This is a genomic window from Brevundimonas sp. PAMC22021 (assembly GCF_019443405.1).
Classification (GTDB): domain Bacteria; phylum Pseudomonadota; class Alphaproteobacteria; order Caulobacterales; family Caulobacteraceae; genus Brevundimonas.
Genome location: NZ_CP080376.1, coordinates 410,524 through 436,615 on the forward strand (window position 1 = coordinate 410,524; position 26,092 = coordinate 436,615).

23 protein-coding genes are annotated in these 26,092 nt (G+C 69.9%); 14 read left to right on the top strand and 9 right to left on the bottom strand.

What is annotated here, in order from left to right:
* Positions 1-113: 113 nt before the first annotated feature.
* From KY493_RS01885 to KY493_RS01940, 12 genes are all read left to right on the top strand, one after another.
* Positions 114-605 carry a division/cell wall cluster transcriptional repressor MraZ gene (locus KY493_RS01885; RefSeq protein WP_219897315.1) on the top strand — a complete coding sequence of 164 codons (492 nt, stop codon included), beginning with the start codon at positions 114-116 and terminating at the stop codon, positions 603-605.
* Positions 602-1,585, top strand: coding sequence for a 16S rRNA (cytosine(1402)-N(4))-methyltransferase RsmH (gene rsmH, locus KY493_RS01890; protein ID WP_219897316.1), 984 nt, complete (start codon positions 602-604; stop codon positions 1,583-1,585). Before KY493_RS01885 ends, rsmH begins: the two co-directional genes overlap by 4 nt.
* A complete protein-coding gene (locus KY493_RS01895; RefSeq protein WP_219897317.1) occupies positions 1,582-2,028 on the top strand; it encodes a cell division protein in 447 nt (148 codons plus the stop codon). The genes rsmH and KY493_RS01895 overlap by 4 nt, the downstream gene beginning before the upstream one ends.
* An 89-nt stretch (positions 2,029-2,117) precedes the next feature.
* Positions 2,118-3,797: a penicillin-binding protein 2 gene (locus KY493_RS01900; RefSeq protein ID WP_255568103.1), complete on the top strand. Its 1,680-nt coding sequence runs from the start codon at positions 2,118-2,120 to the stop codon at positions 3,795-3,797.
* Entirely contained in the window at positions 3,794-5,251 is a 1,458-nt protein-coding gene (locus KY493_RS01905; protein WP_219897319.1) for a UDP-N-acetylmuramoyl-L-alanyl-D-glutamate--2,6-diaminopimelate ligase, read from the top strand. The genes KY493_RS01900 and KY493_RS01905 overlap by 4 nt, the downstream gene beginning before the upstream one ends.
* Entirely contained in the window at positions 5,244-6,641 is a 1,398-nt protein-coding gene (gene murF, locus KY493_RS01910) for a UDP-N-acetylmuramoyl-tripeptide--D-alanyl-D-alanine ligase (protein WP_219897320.1), read from the top strand. The genes KY493_RS01905 and murF overlap by 8 nt, the downstream gene beginning before the upstream one ends.
* Before the next feature lie 19 nt (positions 6,642-6,660).
* Complete coding sequence (gene mraY, locus KY493_RS01915) at positions 6,661-7,770, top strand: phospho-N-acetylmuramoyl-pentapeptide-transferase (protein ID WP_219897321.1); 1,110 nt, start codon at positions 6,661-6,663, stop codon at positions 7,768-7,770.
* Entirely contained in the window at positions 7,770-7,910 is a 141-nt protein-coding gene (locus KY493_RS01920; protein ID WP_219897322.1) for a hypothetical protein, read from the top strand. Before mraY ends, KY493_RS01920 begins: the two co-directional genes overlap by 1 nt.
* Positions 7,907-9,388 (top strand): UDP-N-acetylmuramoyl-L-alanine--D-glutamate ligase, encoded by a 1,482-nt coding sequence (murD, locus tag KY493_RS01925; RefSeq protein WP_219897323.1) that lies wholly within the window; start codon positions 7,907-7,909, stop codon positions 9,386-9,388. The genes KY493_RS01920 and murD overlap by 4 nt, the downstream gene beginning before the upstream one ends.
* Positions 9,385-10,560, top strand: coding sequence for an FtsW/RodA/SpoVE family cell cycle protein (locus KY493_RS01930; protein ID WP_219897324.1), 1,176 nt, complete (start codon positions 9,385-9,387; stop codon positions 10,558-10,560). The genes murD and KY493_RS01930 overlap by 4 nt, the downstream gene beginning before the upstream one ends.
* 207 nt (positions 10,561-10,767) lie before the next feature.
* The gene (gene murG, locus KY493_RS01935) at positions 10,768-11,853 is read left to right on the top strand and encodes an undecaprenyldiphospho-muramoylpentapeptide beta-N-acetylglucosaminyltransferase (RefSeq protein ID WP_219897325.1); all 1,086 of its coding nucleotides are present in this window, start codon (positions 10,768-10,770) and stop codon (positions 11,851-11,853) included.
* Between the two features lie 85 nt (positions 11,854-11,938).
* Positions 11,939-13,060, top strand: a complete 1,122-nt coding sequence (locus KY493_RS01940) for a mechanosensitive ion channel family protein (protein WP_219897326.1) — start codon at positions 11,939-11,941, stop codon at positions 13,058-13,060.
* Here the strand turns inward: KY493_RS01940 and KY493_RS01945 are convergent.
* The 6 genes from KY493_RS01945 to KY493_RS01970 all read right to left on the bottom strand — a co-directional run bounded on the left by KY493_RS01945 (position 13,057) and on the right by KY493_RS01970 (position 19,142).
* Positions 13,057-13,470: a hypothetical protein gene (locus KY493_RS01945; protein WP_219897327.1), complete on the bottom strand. Its 414-nt coding sequence runs from the start codon at positions 13,468-13,470 to the stop codon at positions 13,057-13,059. The genes KY493_RS01940 and KY493_RS01945 overlap by 4 nt on opposite strands.
* Positions 13,467-16,907: an AAA family ATPase gene (locus tag KY493_RS01950; protein WP_219897328.1), complete on the bottom strand. Its 3,441-nt coding sequence runs from the start codon at positions 16,905-16,907 to the stop codon at positions 13,467-13,469. Before KY493_RS01950 ends, KY493_RS01945 begins: the two co-directional genes overlap by 4 nt.
* 12 nt (positions 16,908-16,919) lie before the next feature.
* Positions 16,920-17,528: a thioredoxin domain-containing protein gene (locus KY493_RS01955; RefSeq protein ID WP_255567970.1), complete on the bottom strand. Its 609-nt coding sequence runs from the start codon at positions 17,526-17,528 to the stop codon at positions 16,920-16,922.
* Positions 17,525-18,175 (bottom strand): DsbA family protein, encoded by a 651-nt coding sequence (locus KY493_RS01960; RefSeq protein ID WP_255567971.1) that lies wholly within the window; start codon positions 18,173-18,175, stop codon positions 17,525-17,527. Before KY493_RS01960 ends, KY493_RS01955 begins: the two co-directional genes overlap by 4 nt.
* An 87-nt stretch (positions 18,176-18,262) precedes the next feature.
* Positions 18,263-18,442: a DUF5808 domain-containing protein gene (locus tag KY493_RS01965; RefSeq protein WP_219897329.1), complete on the bottom strand. Its 180-nt coding sequence runs from the start codon at positions 18,440-18,442 to the stop codon at positions 18,263-18,265.
* A 145-nt stretch (positions 18,443-18,587) separates the two neighbouring features.
* Positions 18,588-19,142, bottom strand: coding sequence for a DUF721 domain-containing protein (locus KY493_RS01970; RefSeq protein WP_219897330.1), 555 nt, complete (start codon positions 19,140-19,142; stop codon positions 18,588-18,590).
* A gap of 20 nt (positions 19,143-19,162) precedes the next feature.
* Here KY493_RS01970 and mutY point away from each other — a divergent pair, with 20 nt between their 5' ends.
* Positions 19,163-20,182, top strand: a complete 1,020-nt coding sequence (mutY, locus tag KY493_RS01975) for an A/G-specific adenine glycosylase (protein WP_219897331.1) — start codon at positions 19,163-19,165, stop codon at positions 20,180-20,182.
* Here the strand turns inward: mutY and KY493_RS01980 are convergent.
* From KY493_RS01980 to KY493_RS01990, 3 genes are all read right to left on the bottom strand, one after another.
* Complete coding sequence (locus KY493_RS01980; RefSeq protein WP_219897332.1) at positions 20,179-22,326, bottom strand: glycogen debranching N-terminal domain-containing protein; 2,148 nt, start codon at positions 22,324-22,326, stop codon at positions 20,179-20,181. The two genes, mutY and KY493_RS01980, sit on opposite strands and share 4 nt — an antisense overlap.
* 145 nt (positions 22,327-22,471) lie before the next feature.
* Complete coding sequence (locus KY493_RS01985) at positions 22,472-23,590, bottom strand: glycosyltransferase family 4 protein (protein WP_219897333.1); 1,119 nt, start codon at positions 23,588-23,590, stop codon at positions 22,472-22,474.
* A gap of 102 nt (positions 23,591-23,692) precedes the next feature.
* Entirely contained in the window at positions 23,693-24,772 is a 1,080-nt protein-coding gene (locus tag KY493_RS01990; protein ID WP_219897334.1) for a site-specific DNA-methyltransferase, read from the bottom strand.
* Positions 24,773-24,901: 129 nt separating this feature from the next.
* Between KY493_RS01990 and KY493_RS01995 the strand changes: the two genes are divergently transcribed.
* The gene (locus KY493_RS01995; RefSeq protein WP_219897335.1) at positions 24,902-26,083 is read left to right on the top strand and encodes an alpha/beta fold hydrolase; all 1,182 of its coding nucleotides are present in this window, start codon (positions 24,902-24,904) and stop codon (positions 26,081-26,083) included.
* Positions 26,084-26,092 lie beyond the last annotated feature (9 nt).

Genomic DNA, 26,092 nt, shown 5'->3' on the forward strand with positions numbered 1-26,092 from the left:
CCCATTCCGTCCCATGATATCCCATCCGCTGTGAGTTGGGGTGAGAGGCGCGCGTCTCGGGCGCCTGCATTTTTCGGTTTCAGGGACGGGTCGAGAGATCCGATGGGCAGGGCGTGTTTCTCTCGACCTACGAGAAGCAGCTGGACGGCAAGCGCCGCCTCCTGATCCCTCAGGACTATCGCACCGCCGACAATGGGGCCGAGAGCGCCATCTTCATCTTCCCGTCGATCGAGGCGGACTGCCTGGAGGCCGGCGGCGACCGGCTGTTCGCCGTCTATGCCGAGATGATCCGCGCCCTGCCGTTCGGCTCGGCCGAGCGGTCGGCGCTGGAATGGCAGGTGATGGGTGAGCAGACGCGTCTGAACTTCGACTCCGGCGGCCGCATCACCCTGCCCGAGGCGCTGTGCGAGGAGGCCGGGCTGGGCGCTGATGGGGGCGACAGCGTGATGATCGTGGGCCTGGACGATCGCTTCCAGATCTGGAGCAAGGACAAGTGGCAGGCGCGCCGCGCCGAGCAGCGTGCCCTGGCGAAGGCCGGGTTGGCCCAGGTCGGCGCCCTGAAGCTGCAGGCGCAGATGAAGCTGGCGGCGGGAGGCGGCGCATGACCGATGCGGCTCCGCACGCCCCTGTCCTGCTGGCCGAGGTGCTGGAGGCCCTGCGGCCCCAGGCGGGCGAGGTGATGATCGACGCCACCTTCGGCGCTGGCGGCTACACCCGCGCGATCCTGAAGACGGGCGCGCAGGTGATCGCGCTGGACCGCGACCCCACGGTTCAGCCGCACGCCGAGGCCGTCGCCAACGACTTTTCCGGCCGCTTCCAGCTGGTGCGCACGCCGTTCTCCGGTCTGGCCGAGGCGTTCGAGGAAGCGGGCGCGGACCGTCTGGACGGGGCCGTCTTCGACATCGGCGTCTCCTCAATGCAGCTGGATCAGGCCGAGCGCGGCTTTTCCTTCATGCGCGACGGTCCGCTGGACATGCGCATGTCCGCCAATGCCGATCATGGGGGCGAAACCGCCGCCGACATCGTCAACACCTGGGACCACGGTCCTCTGGCCCACATCTTCAAGCTGTACGGCGAGGAGCGTCAGTCCGGACGCATCGCTACCGCCATTCTGCGCCGCCGTACCGAACAGCCCTTCACCCGCACGCTGGATCTGGCCGAGGTGGTGGAAAAGGCGCTGGGCGGCCGTCGCGGCGCGCCGATCCATCCGGCGACGCGCGTGTTCCAGGCGCTGCGTATCGCCGTCAACGACGAGTTGGGCGAGCTGACGCGCGGGCTGGAGGCGGCTGAGGCCGTGCTCTCGCCGGGCGGGCGGCTGGCGGTGGTGACCTTCCATTCGCTGGAGGACCGCATCGTCAAGGCCTTCCTGACCGAGCGCACCGGCAATGCGCCGGCCGGATCGCGCCATGCACCCGTCTCGGTCGACCCGCGCCGGCCGTCCTTCGACCTCGCCTTCAAGGGCGCGAGAGAGGCGGGCGAGGTCGAGCGGCTGTCCAACCCCCGTGCGCGGTCGGCCAAGCTGCGCGCCGCGGTGCGCACCGACGCGCCCGCCTGGGGTCGCTTCAACGGAAAGGCCGCCGCATGAGCGCCCTGCTGCTGTCCGGCCGCGAGACGCTGGTCCGCCTGTTCGAGATGAAGGTGCGCGGCGTGCGCTGGGTCGAGCTGATCGGCGCCGTTCTGGTCGCCGTGATGATCGTCTCGGTCTATGCGGCCAAGGCGGGCGCGGCGCGTGAAAGCAGCCGCATCGCCCAGCTGGAGCAGGACATCGCCGAGAACGGCCAGCGCGTGCGCCTGCTGCGCGCCGAGGCCGCGCGGCTCGAGCAGCCGGCGCGGCTGGAAAGCCTGTCGCGGCAGATCGGCATGGCCCCGGTCGATGTGCATCGTCAGGCCGACGAGACGGCGCTGCCGGCGCTGAAGGCGCCGCAGGCTGATCTTTCCGACAAGGCCGTGGCGCCTCCGTCGCCACCGCCCGCGCCCGCTCAGGACGCCGCGCCCGTCGCCGCCCCGCCGGCCGAGGAGGCGCAATGACCGTCCAGGACCACCGCGGCTATCGCCCCGCACCGGGGCCCAGCGTCTCGGATCGGCTGTCGCCGTTCTGGCGCTGGCTGTCCGAGGTCATGTGGCGGCTCGAGCACGGGTTCGAGAGGGCCAAGGCCGATGCGCGACCGGAAGAGGACACGCGCGTCCGCATCTTTCTGGTGCTGATCGTCTTTTCGGTGGTGTTCGGCGCGCTGGCGCTGGGCGCCGCGCACGCGGCGCTTCTGGCCGACAAGGGGCGGCTGTGGGCGGCGGCCAATCCGCACGCCCTGGTGCGCGGCGACCTGACCGACCGCAACGGCGAGCTTCTGGCCACCAACATCACCCACTACGGCCTGTACATCGACCCGGCCGAGATCTGGGACAAGCGGCTGGCGTTTACTCAGCTTCGTCGCGCCATTCCGCGCCTGCCGGCCAAGCGGTTGAACAAGGTTCTGGACGGCGACCGTCGGCTGATCGTGCTGACGGGGCTGACGCCGTCGGAGCGCGAGGCGGTGCACGCGCTGGCGTTGGGCGGCGTGTCGTTCGAGCCTGAGGACCGCCGCGTCTATCCGCTGGGGACCTCGGCGGTTCACCTGATCGGCGACGCCGACACCGGGGGGCAGGGCGTCGCGGGCGCCGAGCTGGCCTTCAACGAAGAGGTGCGCGCTGCCGGCCAGCGCGGCGAAAGCTTCCCGCTGTCGATCGACCTGCGCGTGCAGGGCGTGCTGGAAAACGAACTGGCGCGCGCCGCGACCGAGACCGGCTCCAAGGGCGCGGTCGGCATCATCGCCGATGTCCAGACCGGCGAAGTGTTGGGCATGGCGTCGTGGCCGACGTTCAATCCGGCCGAACGCGCGCGTGCGCCGCAGGGCGCGACGCTGAACCGGGCGGTGTCCGGCCACTACGAGATGGGGTCGGTGTTCAAGAGCTTCACCGTCGCCGCCGGCATCGACACCGGCCGGGCCGACATGAACACCCTGTTCGACGCCTCCCAGGCGTTCCAGATCGGCACCCGCAAGATCAAGGACTTCCACGCCCAGAACCGGGTCATGACGCTGGAGGAGGTCTATCTCCACTCGTCCAACATCGGCACCTCGCAGCTGGCGGTGGAGATGGGTCCGGACGTGATGCGGACCTACTTCACCAATCTGGGTCTGCTGGCGGCCGCGCCGATCGAGCTGAAGGAATCCGCCCGGCCGGTCGTGCCGCGCAAGTGGGACAACTCCACGCTCGCCTCCCTGTCGTTCGGCTACGGCATCATGGCGACCCCAGCCCAGGTGTCGGCGGCCATGGGCGCCCTGACCAACGGCGGCCGCTACATTCCGCTGAGCCTCAGAAAGGGCGGCGCGCCGGGCGCCCGGCCGCGCCAGGCGGTGTCGGAACAGACCTCGCTGACGATGCTGGACCTCTTGCGCCGCAATGTGGTGCGCGGTTCGGGCGGGCTGGCGGATGCGCCCGGCCTGCGGGTCGGCGGCAAGACCGGATCGGCCAACAAGCTGGTGAACGGCCGCTATGATCCCTCGCACGCCGTGGGCTCGTTCGCCGCGGTGTTCCCGGCGGATGGCCCGGTCAACGCCAAACGCTATTCCATCCTGATCCTGATGGACGAGCCGTCGCAGTATCCAAAGACCGGCGGCTATGTCGCGGCGCCCGCCGTCGGCCGCATCGCCGATCGCGTCGCCGGCTTCCTGGGCGTCGAGCGCCGGGCCGATCGCTATCGCACCGCGACTGGCGAGAAAGTCCCGGCCTTTCAGGACATCGAGGGAGACGGTCGTTGAGCGCGCTTCGACTGTCCGACCTCCTGCGCCGCGACGTCGCGGCCGATCCGGTGATCACCGGCGTGACCGCCGACAGCCGCAAGGTCGGCCCCGGCGCCTTGTTCGTGGCCCTGCCGGGCACGGCCTCCGACGGCCGCGCCTTTATCCCGCAGGCGCTGGCGCAGGGCGCGGCGGCGGTGCTGGCGCCGGTCGACACGCCGGTCGAGGCCGCGCCGGTGCTGGTCACCTCGGGCGACGTGCGCCGCGCCTACGCCATCGCCGCGCGCAGCTTCTATGGCGCCCAGCCCAGGACCTGCGTGGCCGTGACCGGCACCAACGGCAAGACCTCGGTCGCTGCCTTCAGCCGCCAGATCTGGGCCAGCCTCGGCTACAAGTCGGCCAGCATGGGCACGCTGGGCGTGGTGGGGCAGAAGGGTCAAAAGACCTACGCCCTGACCGATCCCGGCCTGACCAGTCCGGACGCCGCCGACGCCGCGCGCCTGATGGCCGAGCTGGCCGCCAAGGAGGTGACGCACGTCTGCCTGGAGGCCTCCTCCCACGGCATCGACCAGCGGCGGCTGGACGGCGTGGCGCTGAAGGCGGCGGCCTTCACCAACCTGACGCAGGACCACCTCGACTACCACGGCGACATGGATAGCTATCGCACGGCCAAGATGCGGCTGTTCGAGACCCTGCTGCCGCGCGGCCGCACAGCGGTGCTGAACGCCGATTCGGAGGCCTACGGCGCCTTCGCATCCGCCTCGATCATGGCGGGGCTGGGGGTGATGGGCGTGGGCGAGCGCGGGCGCGACCTGACGCTGCTGGCCAGACGTGCGACGGCCGAGGGCCAGCGGCTGACGCTGGACGTGCGCGGCGACGCGCGCGAGATACTGCTGCCGCTTGCCGGCGCCTTTCAGGCTTCGAACGCCCTGGTGGCGGCGGGCCTGTGTATCGCGGCGGGCGAGCGGCCGGATGCGGTGATCGGCGCGCTTGAACAGCTTCAGGGCGCGCGCGGTCGGCTGCAGCGGATCGACGCCGGCGAGCGCGGCGGCGAGGTCTATGTCGACTACGCCCACACGCCGGACGGGTTGGAGACGGTGCTGCAGGCGCTGCGTCCGCACGCCAAGGGGCGGCTGATCGTGGTGTTCGGCGCAGGCGGCGACCGCGACCGGGGCAAGCGGCCGCTGATGGGCGAAGTGGCGGGGCGTCTGGCCGACTACGCCATCGTCACCGACGACAATCCGCGTGGAGAAAACCCGGCGGCGATCCGGGCCGAGATCCGGCGCGGTTGTCCGGACGCGGTCGAGATCGGCGATCGTCGCAGCGCCATCGGCTACGCCATCGAGATGATGCGCGACGGCGATGTGGTGGTGATCGCCGGAAAAGGGCATGAACAGGGTCAGATCGTCGGCGGCGTGACCCATCCGTTCGACGACGCCACCGTTGCTGCCGAGGCCCTTTCCGTCCATGCCTGATCCCGCTTCGCGCCCGCTGTGGACGGCCGCCGAGATCGCCGCCGCCACGGGCGGCGTCCTGTCCGGCCCGGACGCCGCCGTGACGGGTGTGACCTACAACAGCCGTGAGATCGCGCCCGGCGACCTGTTTCTGGCGCTGAAGGGCGCGCGCGACGGGCATGAGTTCGCGGGCGCCGCCTTCCAGTCCGGTGCGGCCTTGACCCTGGTCGAGCGGCCGGTGGAGGGCGGACCGTTCGTGCAGGTCGCCGACACGTTGTCGGCGCTGGAGGCGTTGGGGGCAGCCGCGCGGGACCGCAGCCCGGGCGTGAAGCGCGGCGCCGTGACCGGCAGCGTCGGCAAGACCAGCGTCACCCAGGCGATCCGCGCCGGCCTGGACCTGGCCGGTCCGGCGCACGGATCGATCAAGAGCTACAACAACCACATCGGCGTGCCCCTGACGCTCGCCCGCATGCCGCGCGAGACCGAGCGCGCGGTGTTCGAGATCGGCATGAACGCGCCCGGCGAGATCGCGCCGCTGTCGCGCATGGTCCGGCCTCACGCCGCCTGCGTGACCACCGTCGGCCCCGTCCATATCGAAGCGTTCGCGGATGGGGAGGCCGGGGTCGCGCGCGAAAAGGCGGCCATCTTCGACGGACTGGTCGAGGGCGGCGTGGCCGTGGCCAACGGCGATGTGGCGCAGGCCTCGGTGCTGGCGGAGCACGCGCGCGCGGTCGGAGCGCGCCTAGCGACCTTTGGCGCGCACGGCGCCCATGACGCGCGCCTGCTGGACTTCCGAGCCGATGCCGAAGGCGCCGCCGTCACGGCCGAGCTGCACGGCCGGCGCATCGACTATCGACTGGCCCAGAGCGGCCACCATTGGGGCCTGAACAGCCTGGCGGTGATCCTGATGCTGGAGGCGCTGGACGTGCCGCTCGATACGGCGCTTGAGGCGCTGGCCGGGTTCCAGCCGCTGGCGGGGCGGGGCCAGGTGCGGATGATCGAGGCGCCGGGCGGCGCCTTCATCCTGATCGACGAAAGCTACAACGCCAATCCGCTGTCGATGGCGGCGGGCTTTCGCACGCTGGGCGCGCGACCGGCGGAGGGGCGGCGCGTCGTGGTGCTGACCGACATGCTGGAGCTCGGCGACCAGAGCCGCAGTCTGCACGAAGGCCTGGCCGAGGCGATCGACGCGGCGGGCCTGGACATGGTCCATGCGGCCGGGCCGCAGATGCGCTGGCTCTATGACGCCCTGCCGACATCGCGGCGGGGCGTCTGGCGCGAGACGGCGGCCGAGCTGGCGGCGGAAGCGGCGCTTTTGGCCGGCCCCGGCGACGTGGTCATGGTCAAGGGTTCGAACGGCTCAAGGGCCGCCCTGGTCGCGCGCGCGCTCGCCGACCTGTCTCTCGCCTGACGCGGTAGAGGAAAACCGTATGTTCTACCTGCTCTACCTCTACTACGCCGACGTGGCGGATCAGTATCCGCTGCTGAACCTGGTTCAGTACCAGACGGTGCGGACGGCGTTGGCGCTGGCGACCGCCGCCATCGTCGCCGTGGCCATGGGCAGCCGCTTCATCAACTGGATCCGCGCCAAGCAGGGCCGCGGCCAGCCGATCCGCGAGGATGGGCCGGTCTCGCACCTGTCCAAGGTCGGCACCCCCACCATGGGCGGGCTGATGATCCTGGCCGGCATCGGCGCGGGCGTGCTGCTGTGGGGCGACCTGACCAATCCCTATCTCTGGATCGTGTCCTTCGTCACGGCGGCGTTTGGCGTGCTGGGCTTCATCGACGACTACGCCAAGGTGACCAAGCAGACCTCGGCCGGCCTGACCTCCAAGCAGAAGCTGCTGGCCCAGACGCTGGTCTCCGTGGTCGCCGGGGTGATGACGGTGGCGTGGATGACCTATTCGCCGACCTCGCCGGGGTTGGAGACCTCCATCGCCTTCCCGTTCTTCAAGGCGGTGCTGCTGAACGTCGGCTGGTTCTATGTGGCGTTCGCCGCCTTCACGATCGTGGGCTTCTCCAATGCGGTGAACCTGACGGACGGGCTGGACGGGCTGGCGACGGTGCCGGTGATGATGGCGGCCGGGGCGTTCGGCGTCATCTCCTATCTCGCCGGCAACTTCGTGTTTTCCGAATATCTGCAGATCCACCACGTGCCGGGCGCGGGCGAGCTGTCGATCTTCTGCGCCGCCATCATCGGCGGGGGCGCGGGCTTTCTCTGGTACAACGCCCCGCCGGCCAAGATATTCATGGGCGACACCGGCTCGCTGGCGCTCGGCGGCGCGCTCGGCGCCATCGCCGTGACCACCAAGCACGAGCTGGTCTTGGGCATCGTCGGCGGCCTGTTCGTGGTGGAGGCCGCCTCCGTCATGATTCAGGTCGGCTACTACAAGCTGACCAAGAAGCGCATCTTCCTGATGGCGCCCGTGCACCACCACTTCGAGAAGATGGGCTGGCCGGAATCGACGGTGGTGATCCGCTTCTGGATCATCGCTGGCGCCCTGGCGCTTGTCGGCCTCTCGACGCTGAAGCTGCGGTGATGACGCTTCTTTCATCGTCATCCTCGGGCTCGACCCGAGGATCGGGCGCGGATCGGGCTGTGCGCCTGTACCTGCGCACCAGCGGCGGACCCTTCGATCCTCGGGTCGAGCCCGAGGATGACGGAAAGACGCCCGCGTGATCCCCGTTCCCGGATACGAAAGCCGGCGGGTCGCGGTGTTCGGCCTGGGGCGGTCGGGGATCACGGCCGCCCGCGCGCTTGCGGCCGGGGGCGCGCAGCCGGTGCTGTGGGACGACAGCGTGTCCGGGCGGATGCAGGCCCAGGCGGAAGGCTTTGTGGTCGAGGATCTGACGACCGCCGACTGGTCAGGTTTCGCCGCCCTTGTGCTGTCGCCGGGCGCGCCGCTCACCCATCCGCGTCCGCACTGGACGGTGGACAAGGCGAGAGCGGCCGGCGTGCCGGTGATCGGCGATCTTGAACTGTTCGCCCGCGCGGTCGCCGCCTTGCCCCAGTCCGAGCGTCCCAGGGTCGTCGCCATCACCGGCACCAACGGCAAGTCCACCACCACCGCCCTGATCGGCTGGGTGCTGAAGTCGGCGGGCCTGACGGTGCATGTCGGCGGCAACATCGGTATCGGCGTCCTGGCCCTGCCGGAGCCAACGGCTGACGCTGTCTATGTCATCGAAGCGTCCTCTTACCAGTTGGACCTGACCGACAGCTTCGCGCCCGACGTGGCGATCCTGACCAACATCTCGCCCGACCACCTGGACCGCCACGGCGACATGGAAGGCTATGTCGCCGCCAAGCGCCGCATCTTCACCCATGCTCGGCTGGCGCTGGTCGGCGTGGATGAGCAGTGGGGGCGGGAGATCGCGGATACACTCTCCCAACGGGTAATCGCAATTTCCTCTTCCGCTCTTCCCCGCGAAGGCGGGGACCCAGTGCTTTCGTCAGGACACGATGTCGCGGATCAGCGTCGTGCCGCATCTCAATCATCGGAGCGCCCAAAGAACTGGGTCCCCGCTTTCGCGGGGATGAGCGGAATTGAAGCCGTTCCGGGGGTGATCCGAATCCAAGATCAAGGCATAGACCTGTCCGCCGCACGCTCTCTCCCCGGACGACACAACGCCCAGAACGCCGCCTTCGCCTATGCGGCGGCGCGGGCGGTTGGCGTGTCGCACGAACAGGCGGTGGAGGGGCTGCTGACCTTCCCCGGCCTCGCCCATCGGATGGAGACGGTGGGGCGCCTCGGCGAGCTCAGCTTCATCAACGATTCCAAGGCCACCAACGCCGACGCCGCGCGTCAGGCGCTGGCCAGCTATGAGCGCGTCTTCTGGATCGCCGGCGGTCGGGCGAAGGAGGGCGGGATCGAGGCTCTGCGCGACCTGTTTCCCCGCATCGCCCGCGCCTATCTGATCGGCGAGGCGGCGGATGATTTCGCCGCAACGCTCGACGCTGCGCCGCACGTCGTCGTCCGCACGATGGAGGCCGCCGTTCAGGCCGCCGCCGCCAATGCCGGCGCAGTGGGCGGTCCGCAGGTGGTGCTTCTTTCGCCGGCCTGCGCCTCTTTCGACCAGTATCCCGACTTCGAGGCCAGAGGCGAGGCGTTCAGAGCCGCCGTCCTGAACCTCGGCGCCGCACCGGAGCCCTCGGCATGAGCAGTTCCTACGCCCCCGCCTTTTCGCGCAACGACCAGAGCGCGCTGGCCAAATGGTTCTGGACCGTGGATCGCGGCCTGCTGGGCGCAGCGCTCGGCCTGATGGCGCTGGGCGTGGCGCTGAGCTTCGCCTCCAGCCCCGCCGCCATCCTGGCCGACGAGTCGATCTCGGACCCGTTCCATTATTCCTGGCGAATGATGGTGTTCTCCGGTCTGGGCCTGACCCTGATGCTGGGCTCCTCGCTGCTGTCGCCCAAGGGCGTGCGGCGCATTGCGATCCTGGCCCTGCTGGGCGCCATTATGGTGATGGCCGCCCTGCCGTTCATCGGCGACACGGTGAAGGGCGCCGCGCGCTGGGTGAACCTGGGGCCGTTCAGCCTGCAGCCCAGCGAGTTCGCCAAGCCCGGCCTGATCGTCTTCGCCGCCTGGATGTTCGCCGAGGCGCAAAAGGGGCAGGGGGTGCCGGGCGTCACCATTGCATTTGGGTTCTACGCCCTGACCGTGTGCCTGCTGCTGATCCAGCCGGACATCGGCCAGACCCTGTTGATCACCACCACCTTCATGGCCGTCTTCTTCATGGCCGGGGTGCCGTTCAAGTGGATGGCGGTGCTGGCCAGCCTGGGCATGGCGGGGCTGGTGTCGCTGTATTTCGTGTTCGGTCACATGCGCGATCGCCTCAGCCGCTTCTTTTCGCCCGAGACCACCGACACCCACCAGATCGACAGCGCCTCGCAGGCCATTCGCGCGGGCGGCCTGATCGGGCGCGGCGTGGGCGAAGGGGTGATGAAGCGGCGCGTGCCCGACCTGCACACCGACTTCATCTATTCGGTCGGCGCCGAGGAGTTCGGCCTGATTTTGAGCCTGCTGATGATCGGCCTCTACGCCTTTATCGTCCTGCGCGGGATGAAGAAGGCCATGAAGCTGAACGACCCGTTCGAGCAGACGGCGGCGGCCGGGCTGTTCATGCTGATCGGGCTGCAGGCCTGCATCAACATCGCGGTGAACCTGAACCTGATTCCGACCAAGGGCATGACCCTGCCGTTCATCAGCTATGGCGGATCGTCGATGCTGGCCATGGGGCTGACCATGGGGCTGGCGCTGGCGCTGACGCGGCGCCGGCCCGGCGCCTATGAGCCCGGCGCGACCCTTGGGACACGGCGGCGCTTGCTCTGAGCCGGACCTTTCAGTCCGTCATCCTAGGCCTTGTGCCTAGGATCCAGACTCCCGGTGTCAGAAGTCAGCGGGAGAACGGCGCCGTTCGAGTCTCTGGATCCTAGGCACAAGGCCTAGGATGACGGGTGGGGAGCATCGCCACTCGGAGCATAGGGCTGGAAAGGCCCGGGCGAGCATCGTAAGCGAAGCCGTATCGACGGAGAATCCATGTCCAAGCTCTGCGTTGTCGCCGCCGGAGGCACCGGCGGCCATATGTTTCCGGCCGAGGCGCTGGCGCGCGAACTGATCGGGCGCGGCTGGCGCGTGGTGCTGGCCAGCGATCACCGCGGCGAGGTCTACGCCCACGGTTTTCCGGCCGAGGAGCGGCTGTCGCTGGACGCGGCCACGGCCTCGGGGCCGCTCGGCATGATCAAGGCCGGATCGGCCATCTTCCGCGGCGTGATGCAGGCGCGCGCCGCGTTCGACCGGTTGGGCGCGGACGTGGTGGTGGGCTTCGGCGGCTATCCGTCGGCGCCGGCGCTGGTGGCGGCGATCACGCAGGGCCGCCCCACTCTGATCCATGAGCAGAACGCGGTGCTGGGTCGCACCAACCGCATCCTGGCCCCCTATGTGAAAGAGGTCGCCTCGTCCTTTCCGACGCTGGAGCATGCGCCGGCCAGGGTGCAGGGGCGGGCGCATGTGGTCGGCAGCCCGGTGCGCGCCGACATCCGCGCGGTGTTCGACGGCGCCTATGCGCCGCCCGCCGAGGACGGTCCGATCCGGGTGCTGGTCACGGGCGGCAGCCAGGGCGCGCGCCTCTTGGCCGAAACCACGCCCAAGGCTCTGGCCGCGCTGCCGGACGCCCTGCGCCGTCGCCTGATCGTGCATCAGCAGGCCCGGCCCGAGAGCATGGACGAGGCGCGCCAGACCTATCTGGAGGCCGGGATCGAGGCGGAAGTCGCGCCCTTCTTCCGCGACATGGCCAGCCGGCTGTCGGCTTCGCATCTGGTGATCGGCCGTTCGGGCGCCTCGACCTGCGCGGAACTGGCGGTGTGCGCCCTGCCGTCCGTGCTGATCCCGCTGAAAATCGCCACCGACGACCACCAGCGTCTGAACGCCAAGGCCCTGGTCGACGCCGGCGCCGCCGAGGTGCTGATCGAGGACATGCTGACGGTGGAGCGGCTGGCCGTGACCCTGCAGCAGATACTGTCTGATCCTGCGCGGCTGGCGACCATGTCGGCGGGCGCCCGTTCCGTCGCCATCCCCGACGCGGCCGCGCGCCTAGCCGACCTAACCGAGCGCGTAGCGGGCTGATCGCCTCCTCCATCTGCGATGGGGAGCGAGAGCAAGCAGTGAAGCGTGGCGGGAACCGTTCGGTCCGCGAGGCGTCCTATGCCCCATGCCTCCCTGGATCACTGACCTGACCCGAGAGACTCTGCGCCTGTGGCGCCGGTTCGACTGGCTGCCGGAATGGGCGGTGGTGCTGATCGTGCTGGCGATCTTCGTCGGCGGCGGACTGCTGGCGCACCGCATCGCCTTCGCCGTCCTGAGGCGCGTGGTGAAGAACCGCGACGTCTTCTGGCGCGGCGTGGTGGAGCGCGCCCGGGCCAAGATCCGCGTGCTGCTGGTGATCGTCGCCATCGGCATCGGCGTCAGCGTCTCGCCGATGGACCCGGAGCCGTCGGCGCTTGTGCGCTCTGTGCTGCTGTTCGTCTTCATCCTCGCCGGCGGCTGGCTGGTGTCGGGCGTCTTGGACATGTGGACCGTGGTCCACCTGAAGAAGTACAATCTTTCGACCGAAGACAACCTGCTTGCCCGCAAGCACCTGACCCAAGCCCGCATCCTGCAGCGGGTGGCGCGGGTGCTTCTGGTGATCGTCACCATCGGCCTGGCCCTGATGACCATCTCGGGCTTTCGCCAGTGGGGCGTCAGCCTGCTGGCGTCGGCCGGCGTGGTCGGCATCATCGCCGGCCTGGCCCTGCAGCCGATCCTGACCAACATGGTCGCCGGCATCCAGATCGCCCTGACCCAGCCGATCCGCATCGACGACGCCGTGATCGTCGAAAACGAGTGGGGCAATGTCGAGGAGATCACCGCGACCTATGTGGTGGTCAAGCTGTGGGACTGGCGGCGCATGGTGCTGCCGCTCAGCTACTTCATCACCACGCCGTTTCAGAACTGGACGCGCGAGAACGCCCGCCTGATCGGCACGGCCTTCTTCTACGTCGACTACGAGGCGCCGATCGACCGGCTGCGCGAGGCCTTTGAAGGCATCGTCAAGGCGTCAAGGCATTGGGACGGCGACGTCCAGGTGATGCAGGTGACCGACATCACCGAGCGGGTGCTTCAGGTGCGCTGCCTGGCCAGCGCCCGCTCGGCGCCGATCGCCTTCGACCTGCGCTGCGAAATCCGCGAAAAGCTGATGGCCTTCATGCGCGACGAATGCCGTGAAGCCCTGCCGAGGGACCGGCTGGAGTGGCCGCAGGGACAGGAACCGCCGGCGCCGCCTCAGCCCGCCTAGTCCCGCAGCGCCTCCTGGCCTCGGCGGACCGCTCCTTCGAGCGTAAGCATCTGCGACGGCGGCGTGGCGCCGCACGCGACCGCCAGCAGTTCGGCCGCGTCGCCGCCCGGCGCGGCGGCATAGGGCGGGGCGTTGTCCGCCGTCGCGGGGCCTTCTACGCCGTCTGCCCGCAGCGAAGCGAAGTCCAGGCGATCAGCCGTCACGAGGCGACAATCGAACGCCCAGCGGGACCAGCCGCCGACGTAGACAACGGACCCGACGCGGAAGCCCTCTTCCGCCACCTGCAGCTCGCGCATCCAGGCCATGTCGCCCTCTCGGCGGATCGACGCGACGTCGGCGTAGTGGGCGAAGCGGCCGACGCCGGTTTCCACCAATTGCGGGTCGCTCAGGGCGAGCATCAGCGCGATCATGCGACCATCCTCTCGGCCTGGGTCAGGTCGACGCTGACCAGCTGGCTCATGCCGCGCTCCGGCATGGTGACGCCGTAAAGGCGGTCCATGCGGCTCATGGTCACCGGATTGTGGGTGATGACGATGAAGCGGGTGTCCGTGCGCTTCCGCATCTCGTCCAGCATGCGGCAGAAGCGATCAACGTTGGCGTCGTCCAGCGGCGCATCCACCTCGTCCAGCACGCACACCGGGGCGGGATTGGCCAGAAAGACGCCGAAGATCAGCGCCGCGGCCGTCAGCGCCTGCTCGCCGCCGCTCATCAGGCTCATCACCGACAGCCGCTTGCCGGGCGGGCAGGCGTAGATTTCGAGGCCCGCCTCCAGCGGATCGTCGCTTTCGACCAGCTTCAGCTCGGCCTCGCCGCCGCCGAACAGGGCAGCGAACAAGGCCTTGAAGTTGTCGTTGATGACGTCGAATGCGGCGACCAGCCGCTCGCGGCCTTCTGCGTTCAGCTCGTCGATGCCGTCGCGCAGGCGGGCGATGGCCTGGGTCAGGTCGCTGCGTTCCGAGCGCATGCTGTTCAGCCGCTCGGCGTATTCCGCCGCCTCGTCCTCGGCGCGCAGGTTGACGGCGCCCAGCTGCTCACGCTCGCGCTCCAGCCCGATCAGCAACGCCTCGGCCCCGGCCGCGTCGGGGGGGCGGGCCACGGCGTCGGCCGTCAGCTTGTGCTCCAGGTCCTGCGGCGACAGGCCGGCCCCTTCGCGCAGATTGGCCTCCGCTTCGGTCAGCCGTTCGGCAGCGGCTTCGGCGCGGGCGGCCAGACCCGCGCGCGCTTCCCGGGCCTTTGAGGCGTCGGCGTCGGCGGCGCGGCCGGCGCGATCCGCCTCCGTCGCTGCGGCTTCCGCCACCGCCAGGGCGTCGCCTGCCGCCTTGCGCCGCGTCTCGGCCGCGATCAGGGCGTCCATCAGCCGCGCGCGCTGATCGGCGAAGTTCTGCGGCGTCTGTTCGGCGGCCTTCAGGCGGACTTGCGCGCCTTCGGCGTCGGCTGCCAGTTCGGCCAGTCGCTTGGTGGCGCTGGACGCGCGAGAGACCCAGCCTTCGCGGGCGCGGGTCAGGGCCCCCAGACGTTGTTCGCGGGCGGTGCGCTCGCGCGCCTCGGCGTCGCGGTCGCTGCGGGCGCGGGCCGCCGTTCCACGCGCGGCCTCGGCGGCGAGCCGCGCGGCCGAGAGATCGACCTTCAGCGCCGCCAGTCCCTCGCTTGAGGCGGCGTCGGGCGATGCGAGCGCAGCGACCGCCAGGCGCGCCTCGTCGCGGTCGTCGCCAAGCCGCGCCAACGTCTCATCCAGCGCAGCCGCCCGCGCCTCGCGCCTGGCCTGGTCCCGATTGAGTGCTTCCAACTGATCGCGCGCCGCCGTGACCGTCTTGTCGGCGGCGAAGGGCTGGAGACGCGCAGTCCGGACCCGTTCGTCCGCCGCCCGCAGCCCATCGTCCGCCGCCTTCAGCACCGCCTGCGTGTGCATCAGTTCGGGGCGGGCCGTGTCGATAGCGTCTTCCAACTCCGCCAGCCGGGTGCGTTGCGCCAGGCGCACGGCGGCGGGGCGGGGCGCGTCGGCCCGGCTGACAAACCCGTCCCAGCGATAGAGGTCGCCCTCCTGCGTCACCAGGCGCGCGCCCGGCGGCAGGGTCTTGGCCAGAGCCGCGACGCGATCGCGCGGGGCGACCCCGCACAGGGCCAGGCGGGCGGCCAAGGCGTCCGGCGCCGAAACCCGCACCGCCAGCGGCTCAATCTCTTGCGGCCAGTCCATCGTCGGCGTCGCCGCGCCGAACCAGTGCGCGGGCGCGCGTGGATCGAGCGCGGCGTCCAGATCGTCGCCAAGCGCCGCCGCCAGCGCCGCCTCATAGCCGCGCTGCGCCGACACCTGATCCAGCGCCGGAGGATGGTCCCGACGGGTGGTGGTCAGCAGTTGCGCCAGTCCCCGCGCCTCAGTCTGCAGCCGACCCAGCCGGTCCTCGGCCGCGCGCGTCGTGGAGCGGGCGTCTCCCTCGGCGCGGGCGCGCTCGGCGCGTTCGGCTTCCGCCGCCTCGACCTCGGCCCGCGCGGAGGCCAGCGCCGCTTGCGCCGCCGCAAGCGCGTCTTGAGCCTGTTCGATCTCGGGCGTTTTCAGCGGGCCGACCGCGTCACGCTCGCGCCGTGCGGTCTCATGCTGCGCCTCCAGGCGCGACAGGCGGGTCTCGGCCTCCCGGCGGCGCGCGGCCTCAGCGTTCAGGCGGGCTTCGGTGGCGGCGGACAGGGCGGCCAGTCGCTCGACCTCGGCGTCCGCCGCCTGCCGCGCGGCCTCGGCGGCGTCCACGGCCTGGTCGAGTTCGGGACCGCGCGCGGGGGCGGCGGCGATCTCGCCGCGCAGCCGTTCGAGCTCGGCGTCGAGGCGCGACAGCTCGCGTCCCGCATCGGCCGCACCGGCTTCCTCGCGCGCCTGGTCGGCGGCCAGCCGAGAAACGTCGCCACGCAGCCGTTCGACCTCTGCGCGCGCGGCCTGTTCGGCCATGTCCAGCCGGTCCCGCTCCAGCGTCGCGCGGTGCAGCAGGGCGGCGGCCACGGCGTCTTCTTCCCGCGCCGGCCTGACCGCCTCCTGAGCCTGGAGGGCTTCGGTCGAGGCGCGGGCGGCGGCCTGCGTCGTCTCCGCGGCGGCGCGATCGGCCTCGCGCAGATCGCCGGCCGCGACCTCGGCGGCCAGCCGCGCATCGTTCCAGCGCACGAACAGCAGGGCCGATTGCAGGGCGCGGATGTCGGCCGACACCTTTTTGTACTTCTCCGCCTGGCGCGCCTCGCGCTTCAACCGGTTAAGCGCCGTCTCCAGCTCTCTGCCGATGTCCTCCAGTCGCTCGAGATTGGCCTCGGCGGCGCGCAGCCGAAGCTCGGCCTCGTGCCGACGGGTGTGCAGGCCGGCGACGCCGCCCGCCTCTTCCAGGATGCGGCGCCGGTTCTGCGGTTTGGCGGCGATCAGTTCGCTGATCTGGCCCTGGCGCACCAGGGCGGGAGAATTGGCGCCGGTCGAGGCGTCGGCGAACAAGAGCTGCACGTCGCGCGCCCGAACAGCCTTGCCGTTGATGCGATAGGTCGAGCCCTGGCCGCGATCAATGCGGCGCGACACCTCCAGCACCGGCGCGTCGGTAAAGGGCTGGGGCGCGCGGCCTTCCGCATTGTCGATGGTCAGCTGGACTTCGGCGTGGTTGCGCGGCGGCCGGCCCGCGGCCCCGGCGAAGATCACGTCGTCCATGCCCTGGCCGCGCATGGCCTTGGCCGAGTTGGCGCCCATCACCCAGCGAAGGCTTTCCAGGACGTTGGACTTGCCGCAGCCGTTGGGGCCCACGACCCCCGTCAGCCCCGGCTCGATCTGCACCTCGGCGGCGTCGACGAAAGACTTGAAGCCGACGATCCGCAGCCGCTGGAACTGCATCGGATCAGCGGATCACCGCTTCAGCAGCGGCTCGACCGCAGCCGTCAGGGCGGAAAGCGTGGGTTCGGCGACCCGCTTGCCGTTGACGAACAGGGTGGGGGTGCCCTCGACCCCGGCCGCCGTGGCGCCCTCGATCTGCGCCTCCAGCGTCTGGCGTGTCGCGGGCTCTTCCAGGCAGGTCTCGATCTGCTCGCGCGTGCGTCCGCTGGCGGCGATGCCGGCGTCGAACCAGGGCTTGGCCCCGGTGGTCGAAAGCGCCGCCTGACCCTTCATGAAGGCGCCCGCCACGTCGAAATAGCGTTCGGGCGCCGCGCACAGGGCGACGGCCGCCGCCGCCGCCGCGACATTGGCCGGCGCCGTCGGCAGGTTGCGATACACCAGCCGCACCTGACCGCTGTCGATGAAGCGCGCCTTGAACGCCGGCAGCACATCATTGTGGAAGGTGGCGCAATGCGAGCAGGTGAAGGAGGCGTATTCGACCACCGTCACCGGCGCATCGGCTCGGCCCAGCACGCGATCCGCCGCCGTCACCGCCGGCACGTCGGCGGCCAGCGCCGAACCCGCCGCTGCGGTCGTCGCCAGCATGGCCAACGCGAGCAGATGACGGCGGATCAGGCTCACTTGGCCAGCTCGGCGTCGATGGCGGTGGACAGGTCGGCAAGGCTCGGGCCTTCGCTGCTGCCCGGGGTGATGACTTCCTGCTCGTTGACGAAGAAGGCCGGGGTGCCGGTGACGCCCTGCGCCTGGGCCTGCTGGATGCGTTGTTCCAACGCGGCCACGGCGTCGCGGTCGGAGACGCAGTCGGCGAACTGCTGCTCGTTCATGCCGGCGGCCTGGGCGGTGCGCAGCAGCCAATCGCGCGGCGAGCCGGTGACCATTTCCTGCTGGGTGGCCAGCAGCTGGTGCACGACCTGGAAATACTTGTCGTCGCCGGCGCAGCGCGCGACCAGGAAGCCGGCCGTCGCCACGTCCACCGGCGGGGTCGGCAGTTCGCGGAAGACGTAGCGGACCTTGTTGGTGTCGACATATTTGGCCTTGAACGCCGGCCAGGTGTTCTGCTGCCACAGGGCGCAGTGGCCGCAGGTGACCGAGGCGTATTCGACCACCGTGACCTTGGTGCCGTCAGGCGCGCCCAGCGCCATGTCGCCCTCGGCCGATCCGCCCTTGTTCCCGCCGCAGGCCGACAGGGCCATGGCGGCGAGCGCCGCTCCGGTGATCGCCGCGCGGCGGCTCATCTGGGCGAAGCGGGACGGACGTTCAGCGCGCATGGGGCTTCCTTGGATTGGCGAGCGGCGCATCCCGAGCGGCGCCTCGATCCATCATCGAGAACAGGTGCGGCGAAGGTTTGTCAACAGTCACCCCAGCAGGGCTGAAGCCGCCACGGCCGCCACGATGATCACGGCCATCAGCACCAAGGCGAGGCGTGCTGATGGATGGGCGACATTGACGGTCCAGCCCAATGCAGGATTCATCTTCGGAACAATGAGCCGTCGATCCGCAGGGTCGTTGTAAAGGCCCCATCTGTAGTTCTGCATGGCGTGACCTGTCCGATGGATCTGCTGCGAACGCATTCTTGCAAGTGGCCAAGGTCGATTGCCGGATCGGCGCTCTCGATCTTGTGCGCAGGCTACACAATCCCGCGTAGTTTCGCCATCCCGCAGAACTTGTGCCGAGGTTCGTCTACGATCCACGCTCCTCGGCGTCGCGCGCGAGGGCGGAGCGCCCGAGGGCTTGCAGGGCGGCCTTCAGCGCGCCGGGCACGCTTGCGACGGACGCCGCCAGTTCGGCCTCAGACGAAGCGGGCAGGGGCGGCCGCGCCGCGCGGCTAGGCTTGGCGGCAGGGGCGGGCAGGGGCTTGACCGGTCCTTGCGCGATCCTCAGGCGGTCCACCGAGCCGGGACCCAGAAACAGGTTCACGCGCGACAGGATTTCGGCCGACTGGTGCTGCACCAGAAGTGCGGCGGCGCCGACGACGCGCAACTCCAGAACGCCGGGCTGGCCGCCGCGCCCCTTGGTCAGCTTCTGCGGGCGGCAGACGCGGGCCAGCCGCTCGCCCACGATCTCGACCCAGCGCGGCTCGAGCGCCGAGGCGCCGCGTCCAAAGGTCTCGTCCAGCTTCTTGATCAGCGGCTGCAAGGCGCGGCCGGCGCGGGGCGCGGGACGCGGGGCCGGGCGCGTCCTGCGGCGCGACAGGATTTCGCGGACCTCGGCGTCGGTGGGCAGGGGGCGGCGCATGGCCCTATATAGCTCGCCAGATGCCCGACGTCTCCGCTCTCCGACAGGCCCTGCTCGACTGGTACGACGCGGGCGCGCGCGTGCTGCCGTGGCGTGCACCCCCGGGTTCGGCCGAGCGCACCGGTCCTTACCGCGTCTGGCTGTCGGAGGTGATGCTGCAGCAGACCACGGTTGCGCACGCCGCACCCTACTTCCTGCGCTTCACCGAGCGTTGGCCGACGGTGAACGACCTCGCCGCCGCCGAGGACGCCGACGTCATGGCCGCCTGGGCGGGGCTCGGCTACTACGCCCGCGCCCGCAACCTGCTGGCCTGCGCGCGGGCGGTGGCGAACGAGCACGGCGGCGTCTTCCCCGACACCGAGACGGGGCTGCTGAGCCTGCCGGGCGTGGGCGCCTATACGGCGGCGGCGGTGGCGGCCATCGCCTTCGACCAGCCGGCCAATGTGGTCGACGGCAATGTGGAGCGGGTGGTGTCGCGCCTTTTCGCGGTGGAGACGCCGCTGCCCGCCGCCCGGCCGGAGTTGCGGCAACTGGCGGGAACCCTGGTCACGGACGCGCGGCCGGGAGATTGGGCGCAAGGACTGATGGACCTGGGCGCGACCGTCTGCCGGCCCAAGGCGCCGCTGTGCCTGCTGTGTCCGGTCGCCTTCGCCTGCGTGGGCTATCGGTCTGGCGCGCCTGAGCGGTTTCCGCTGAAGGCGAAGAAGGCCGAGCGGCCGCACAGGCAAGGGATCGCCTATGTGCTGCGCGACGCGGGCGGTCGGGTCGCTGTGGTGCGGCGGCCGGACAAGGGGTTGCTGGGCGGCATGGCCGGCTTGCCGACCTCGGAGTGGAGAACCGCCGCCCCCGCCTTCGATCCGCCGGTCGCGGCCGACTGGCGCGAGGCGGGGGCGGTGGAGCACGTCTTCACCCACTTCGCCCTGACGCTGCGGGTGGTGGAGGCGACCGGCGCGGGCGAATTCGACTGGCGCCCGGCGTCCGAGGCGCGCGCGGCCCTTCCCACCGTGTTCAAGAAGGCGCTGGACCGGGCGCTCGCCTAACGCAGCGAGCGCACCGAGACGTCGCCCCGCCGGTTCCTCGGCATCACCACCGTGTGTCCGTCGACGCGCTGGAACGCCAGATCGACCATCGCAGCGCCGACCTGAAGGTTCGACACCGTCAGCCGGTCGATGCCGGCCGGCAGCACCGGGCGATCCACCGTGACCACGCCCTCGATCGCGTCCACATACACGCCCAGACACGCCTGCAGCATCAGGAACACCGACCCGGCGGCCCAGGCCTGCGGCAGGCAGGCGACCGGATAGGCGATGGGCGGCTCGCCCGGCTGGCGGGTGAAGCCGCAGAACAGCTCAGGCAGGCGCAGGTGGAAATGGGCGGCGGCGGCGTAGATTTCGCCCAGCAGCAAGGCCACCGCGTCGCGCTCTCCGTACTGGGCCATGCCGGCGGCGGCCAGCGCCGTGTCGTGGGGCCATACCGACCCGTTATGATAGCTCATCGGATTGAAGCGCGCCTGCCCATGCGCCAGGGTTCGCACGCCCCAACCGGTTCGGAATTCGGCCGACAGCAGCCGGCGCGTCACCCGGTGCGCCCGCGTCGCCAGCGGCAGGCCGGTGAACAGCAGGTGCCCGGCGTTGGAGCCGATCGAGCGGCACGGCTCGCCATCTCCGTCGAGCGCGATGGCGTAGAACCCCTCGTCCTCCATCCAGAAGCGCTCTTCGACCAGAGTCCGCATCGTCTCGGCCCGCTCACGCCATTCAGCGGCGCGCGGATCGCCCAGGTGATCGCCGAACTCTCCCATCGCCTTCCAGGCGGCGTAGGCGTAGCCCTGCACCTCCAGCAGCGCGATCGGTCCCTTGGGAAAGCGCCCGTCGGCGTGGCTGATGGAGTCCTCGGAATCCTTCCAGCCCTGGTTCGACAGACCCGTCTCGGCGCCGCGCTGATAGTCGATCAGGCCGTCGTCGTTGCTGTCGCCGTAGTCGCGCATCCAGTCGGCGGCGGCGATCAGGTTCGGCCAAAGCCGGCGGATCAGGGCGTAGTCGCCGGTGCGGCGGACATAGGCGCCGGCCAAGGCGATGAACAGGCAGGTGGTGTCGACGCCCCCGTAATAAAGGCCGAACGGCACCTCGCCCAGCGCGCTCATCTCGCCGCCGCGCGTCTCGTGCATGATCTTGCCGGGCTGGCTGTCCTGAAAGGCGCTGGTCTCAGTCGCCTGGCGCATGGCGAGATAGGTAAGCACGCCCTCGGCCAACGACGGGTCGAGCCACAGCATCTGCCAGGCGGTGATGATGCCGTCGCGCCCGAACGGCGTCGAGAACCAGGGCGTGCCGGCGTAGGGATAGGGTCCGGTCGGCAGGTCCGTGGTCAGCAGGGCGATGTCGGCGCGGGACTGGTCCAGCCAGTCGTTGAAGCGGGGGCTGCGCGGGCCGCGAACGGAGGCGCCGCGACGCCGCTTGGCGCGCATGGCCAGCTTGGCCTCGACCGAGAAGCGCCGCCAGCGGTCACGATCGGGCGTGTCGCAGACGTCGATCCCGCATTCGATAAAGAGGTCCAGGTCCTTGCCCTTGGGCAGGCTGAACATGAACTCGGCCCGCGATCCTGTCAGGCGAGCCGGCGGTTCCGAAAAGGCCAGGCAGCTGCGACGTTCGACCGCGTCCAGGCCCTGGTAGCGGAAGCCGACGCGGCGACCGTCGGTGGTCGGCGTCTCGACCGTTCCCCGCTTGGCGCGAGGTGTGCCGCGCACCTGAAAGATGTCGGCGAAGTCGGCGGCGAAGTCGAAGGCCAGCGGCAGCAGCACATCCTCGACGCCATGGTTGACCATGCGCACCCGCTCGAACATGCGCCGGTTCCACAGAAAGCGGCGGCGCTCGATGTGCAGCACGCCCGCCGGCGCCGAGCGTCCGCCCATCGGCGGCAAGGGGCGGTTGGTGGTGTGGCAGGAGAAGAAGACGTTGTCCTGCGACACGCCCGAGCTCAGCTTGGACGGGCGCGCCAGGCCCACCGTCATGATCCAGCGCGACAGCACTCGCGTGTCGCCGGCGAACAGGCCGTCGGCCCCGCCCTTCAGGTCGCCCCAGTGATCGGCGACAAGAAAGGCGTCGCCTTCCTTCAGCGCCATCAGTTCGGCCAGGCCTGAGCTTTCGGCCGACTCGGCGGCGGCCATCTGGGTCGAATAGGCGTCGTCCATGAGGTCTCCTTGAAGTTCGAGGCCGTCGTCGGAACGTCTCACCGGAATGCGGCGCTGGCTGGCCGCTTTCCGGATTCTCTTGTGAATCTAAGGAAAACAGGCGGCGCGGGTTCACCACGCCGCCTGCAAAATACGAAGGCGCCGATCAGGCCGAGACGGCGAACGATCGTTCCTCGCCGATGCGGCGCAGCACGGCGCCATCGTCGTTGACGCCGAGGTTCAGGTTCGGGCGACTCGCCGCCAGCAGGTCGCCGTACACCCCGACATAGCGGCGGGCCATGGCGACGGAGGAGAAGCGCAGGTCGAAACGGGCGCGGATCGCCTCGCGGTCCAGCAGATGCGCGCGGCCGGCGGCGGCGATCGCCTGCTCCATGGTGTCGACCAGGAAGCCGGTGGCGCCGTCCTCGATGATCTCGGGCGTGGAGCCGCAACGGAAGGCGATCACCGGCGTGCCGCACGCCATGGCCTCGATCATCACCAGGCCGAAGGGCTCGGGCCAGTCGATCGGGAACAACAGCGCCTCCGCCCCGCCCAGGAAATCCGACTTCTGGTGGTCGCCGATCTCGCCGATGAACTCGATCAACGGATTGCCCTCGACCAGCGGGCGGATGCTTTCTTCCCAGTAGCGCTTGTCGGCGGCGTCGATCTTGGCCGCCATCTTCAGCCGCTTGCCCAGTTTGGTGGCGATCTCGATGGCGCGGTCCGGGCGCTTCTCCGGCGAGATGCGGCCCAGAAAGGCCAGGTAGCCGTCGGACCGGGCGTGGAAGCTGTACTGATCGCCCGGCATGCCGTGGTGCACCGTCGCCGTCCAGTTGGCGAAGGCCAGAGGCTTGCGCTGATCGTCGGAGATCGACACCAGGCCGAACTCGCTCCAGCGACGATAGACCTCCGGCAGGTCCTTCAGGTCCAGTCGCCCGTGCAGGGTGGTCAGGGTCTTGTCCGCGCACTTCCGAAAGAACGGAAAGTGGATCATGTCGGTGTGGAAGTGGATCACGTCGAAGTCGTCGGCGCGGTCCAGCACCTCGGCCAGCATGGTCATGTGGGCGGCCAGATCGGACTTCAGCGGCGCGGGATCCAGACGGATCGCCTGGTCGCGCACGGGCACGAGACGGGCCTTGGTTTCTGCGTCGGCGCTCGCGAACAGGGTGACGTCATGACCCAGATCGACCAAGGCGTCCGTCAGGTGTGCGACCACACGCTCGGTGCCGCCATACAGCTTCGGAGGCACGGCCTCGTAAAGCGGGGTGACCTGCGCGATCTTCATGACGTGTGTGCTCCGACCCGCTCAAGCGCGGCCGTGAGCATGAATGTCTTCAGGCCGGCAAGGTTCCGCCCTCCGTCGGCCGGAAGTTGCCGTTGGGTAAACCTATTGCATTCCCGCCCGCACCTCGGCGCGCAGGGCGTCGATGGACTTGAAGCCCTGGTCCGATTTGAAGCGCCAGTAGGTCCAGCCGTTGCAGGCCGGCGCGTTTTCCAGCAGCGCGCCCAGCTTGTGGATCGAGCCGGTCAGGTCGCCCGAGATCAGCGAGCCGTCGGCGCGCACCCGCGCCTCGCGCTGGCCCTTGGGGCAGTAAAGCCGGTCGCCGGGCTGCAGCAGGCCGGCCTCAACCAGGGCGCCGAACGGCACCTTGGGCTCGTTGCGCTTGGAGCCCATGACCAGCAGGTCCTCGGCGTTCGCGGGAATGACCGAGGCGATGCGGGTCTCGGCGACCTGGGCATAGGTCTGGTCCCGCTCGATACCGATGTAGCGCCGGCCCAGCCGCTTGGCCGCCGCGCCCGTCGTGCCCGTGCCGAAGAAGGGGTCCAGCACGACGTCGCCGGGGCGGGTCGAGCTCAGCAGCACGCGGTGCAGCAGCGCCTCGGGCTTCTGCGTGGGATGCGCCTTCCGGCCTTCGGCGTCCTTGATCCGCTCCTCGCCGGTGCAGAGCGCGAACGTCCAGTCCGAGCGCATCTGCACGTCCTCGTTGAAGGCCTTCAACGCATCGTAGTTGAAGGTATATCGCTTCTGGTCCCGGCTCCGGGCGGCCCAGATCAGGGTCTCGTGCGCATTGGTGAACCGCGTGCCCTTGAAGTTCGGCATCGGGTTGGACTTGCGCCAGACGACGTCGTTCAGCACCCAGAAGCCCAAGTCCTGGATCGCACAACCCAGGCGGAACACATTGTGGTAGCTGCCGATCACCCAGATCGAGCCGTCCGGCTTCAGCACCCGCCGGCACTCGGCCAGCCAGGCGCGGGTGAAGGCGTCATATTCGGCGAAGCTGCCGAACTTGTCCCAGTCGTCGTCGACCGCGTCGACCTTGGAGTTGTCGGGACGAAGCAGGTCGCCGCCCAGCTGCAGATTATAGGGCGGATCGGCGAACACCATGTCGACCGAGGCGTCGGGCAGGCTGCGCAGCACCTCGATGCAGTCGCCGCGATGGATGACGTCGGTCTTCAACTCGGACATGGAAAGCGGCCCCGCAACTCAGATGCCGGGATGGTGAATCCTTACGGTTAAGGCGGGGTTATTTCCGGCGGTGCGGAACGGCGGCGAGAGGCAGCGGTTAGCCTTGCAACCTTCTTGTCAGGCGCCTCGATGATCCTCTTTGCTCTTTTCCAGCGCCTGTTCGCCCTGGTTTCGCTGGCTGTCCTTGGCCTGTCCGGCTGGCTGATCTGGAGCTGGTGGGACCGCGAGCGGGACTTCGAGGCGCTGGGGTTCGGCGATCCGTCGAACGATCGGCTCTACTGGGGGCTCGGCCTTCTGGCCTTTTCCTTCCTGGGTCGTTTCCTGATCCTGCTGCTCCTGGGTCGCGGCGGCGGCATGGCGTCGGACAAGCGGCGCGACGGCGTCATGGTCGATGGCGCGGATGGATCACGCCTGCGGCTGGAGATCGAGGGTCGGACGGATGGCCCGATCCTGCTGCTGACCCACGGCTGGGGCATGTCCTCGCGGATCTGGGCCGACGCGCGCGCCTCCCTGTCTGACCGGTTCGGCATCGCCGCCTGGGATTTGCCGGGATCGGGTCTCTCGACGCGGCCGACGAAGGGATGGTCGATCGAGGGCTTCGCGGACGACCTGAAGGCGGTGATCGACAGACTGCCCGAGGATCGCCCGATCGTCGTGGTCGGTCACAGCATCGGCGGCATGACGACCCAGACCTTCTGCGCCCGCCATCCCGAGATCCTGAACGGGCGGGTGGCCGGCGTGGTGCTGGAGAACACCACCCACCATAACCCCTTGCGCACCATGATCCTGAGCGGCCTGGTGACCGCGTTGCGGCCGCTGATCGTGCTGATGATGCGGCTGGACATCCTGCTGTCGCCGCTGGTCTGGCTGATGAACTGGCAGAGCTATCTCAGCGGCTCGACCCACATGGCGATGCGGATCGCCGGCTTCGGCGCCTGGCCGACGCGCGCGCAGCTGGAGCTGACCTCGCGCCTGCCGGTGCGGACCTCGCCGGCGGTCCAGGCCCACGGCAACCTGGCCATGATCCGCTGGTCGGTGACCGACAGCCTTCCGGCCATCCCCGTCCCGACGCTGGTGCTGGTCGGCGGCCGCGATCTGGTGACCAAGGATCACGCGGGCGAGTTCATCGCCAAGGCCATTCCGCATGCGGAACTGGTCCGCGTCCCCGAGGCCGGCCACATGGGCCCGGTCGAACGGAACGAGGCCTATGTGGAGGCGGTCGCCCGCTTCGCTGCTCGAGTGACGCAGCCGGCCACGTCAGCCCCCGGCGGTTTCGCCGCGTTCGACGCGCCTGTCGGCCGCCGCATCTGAGATCGTGCA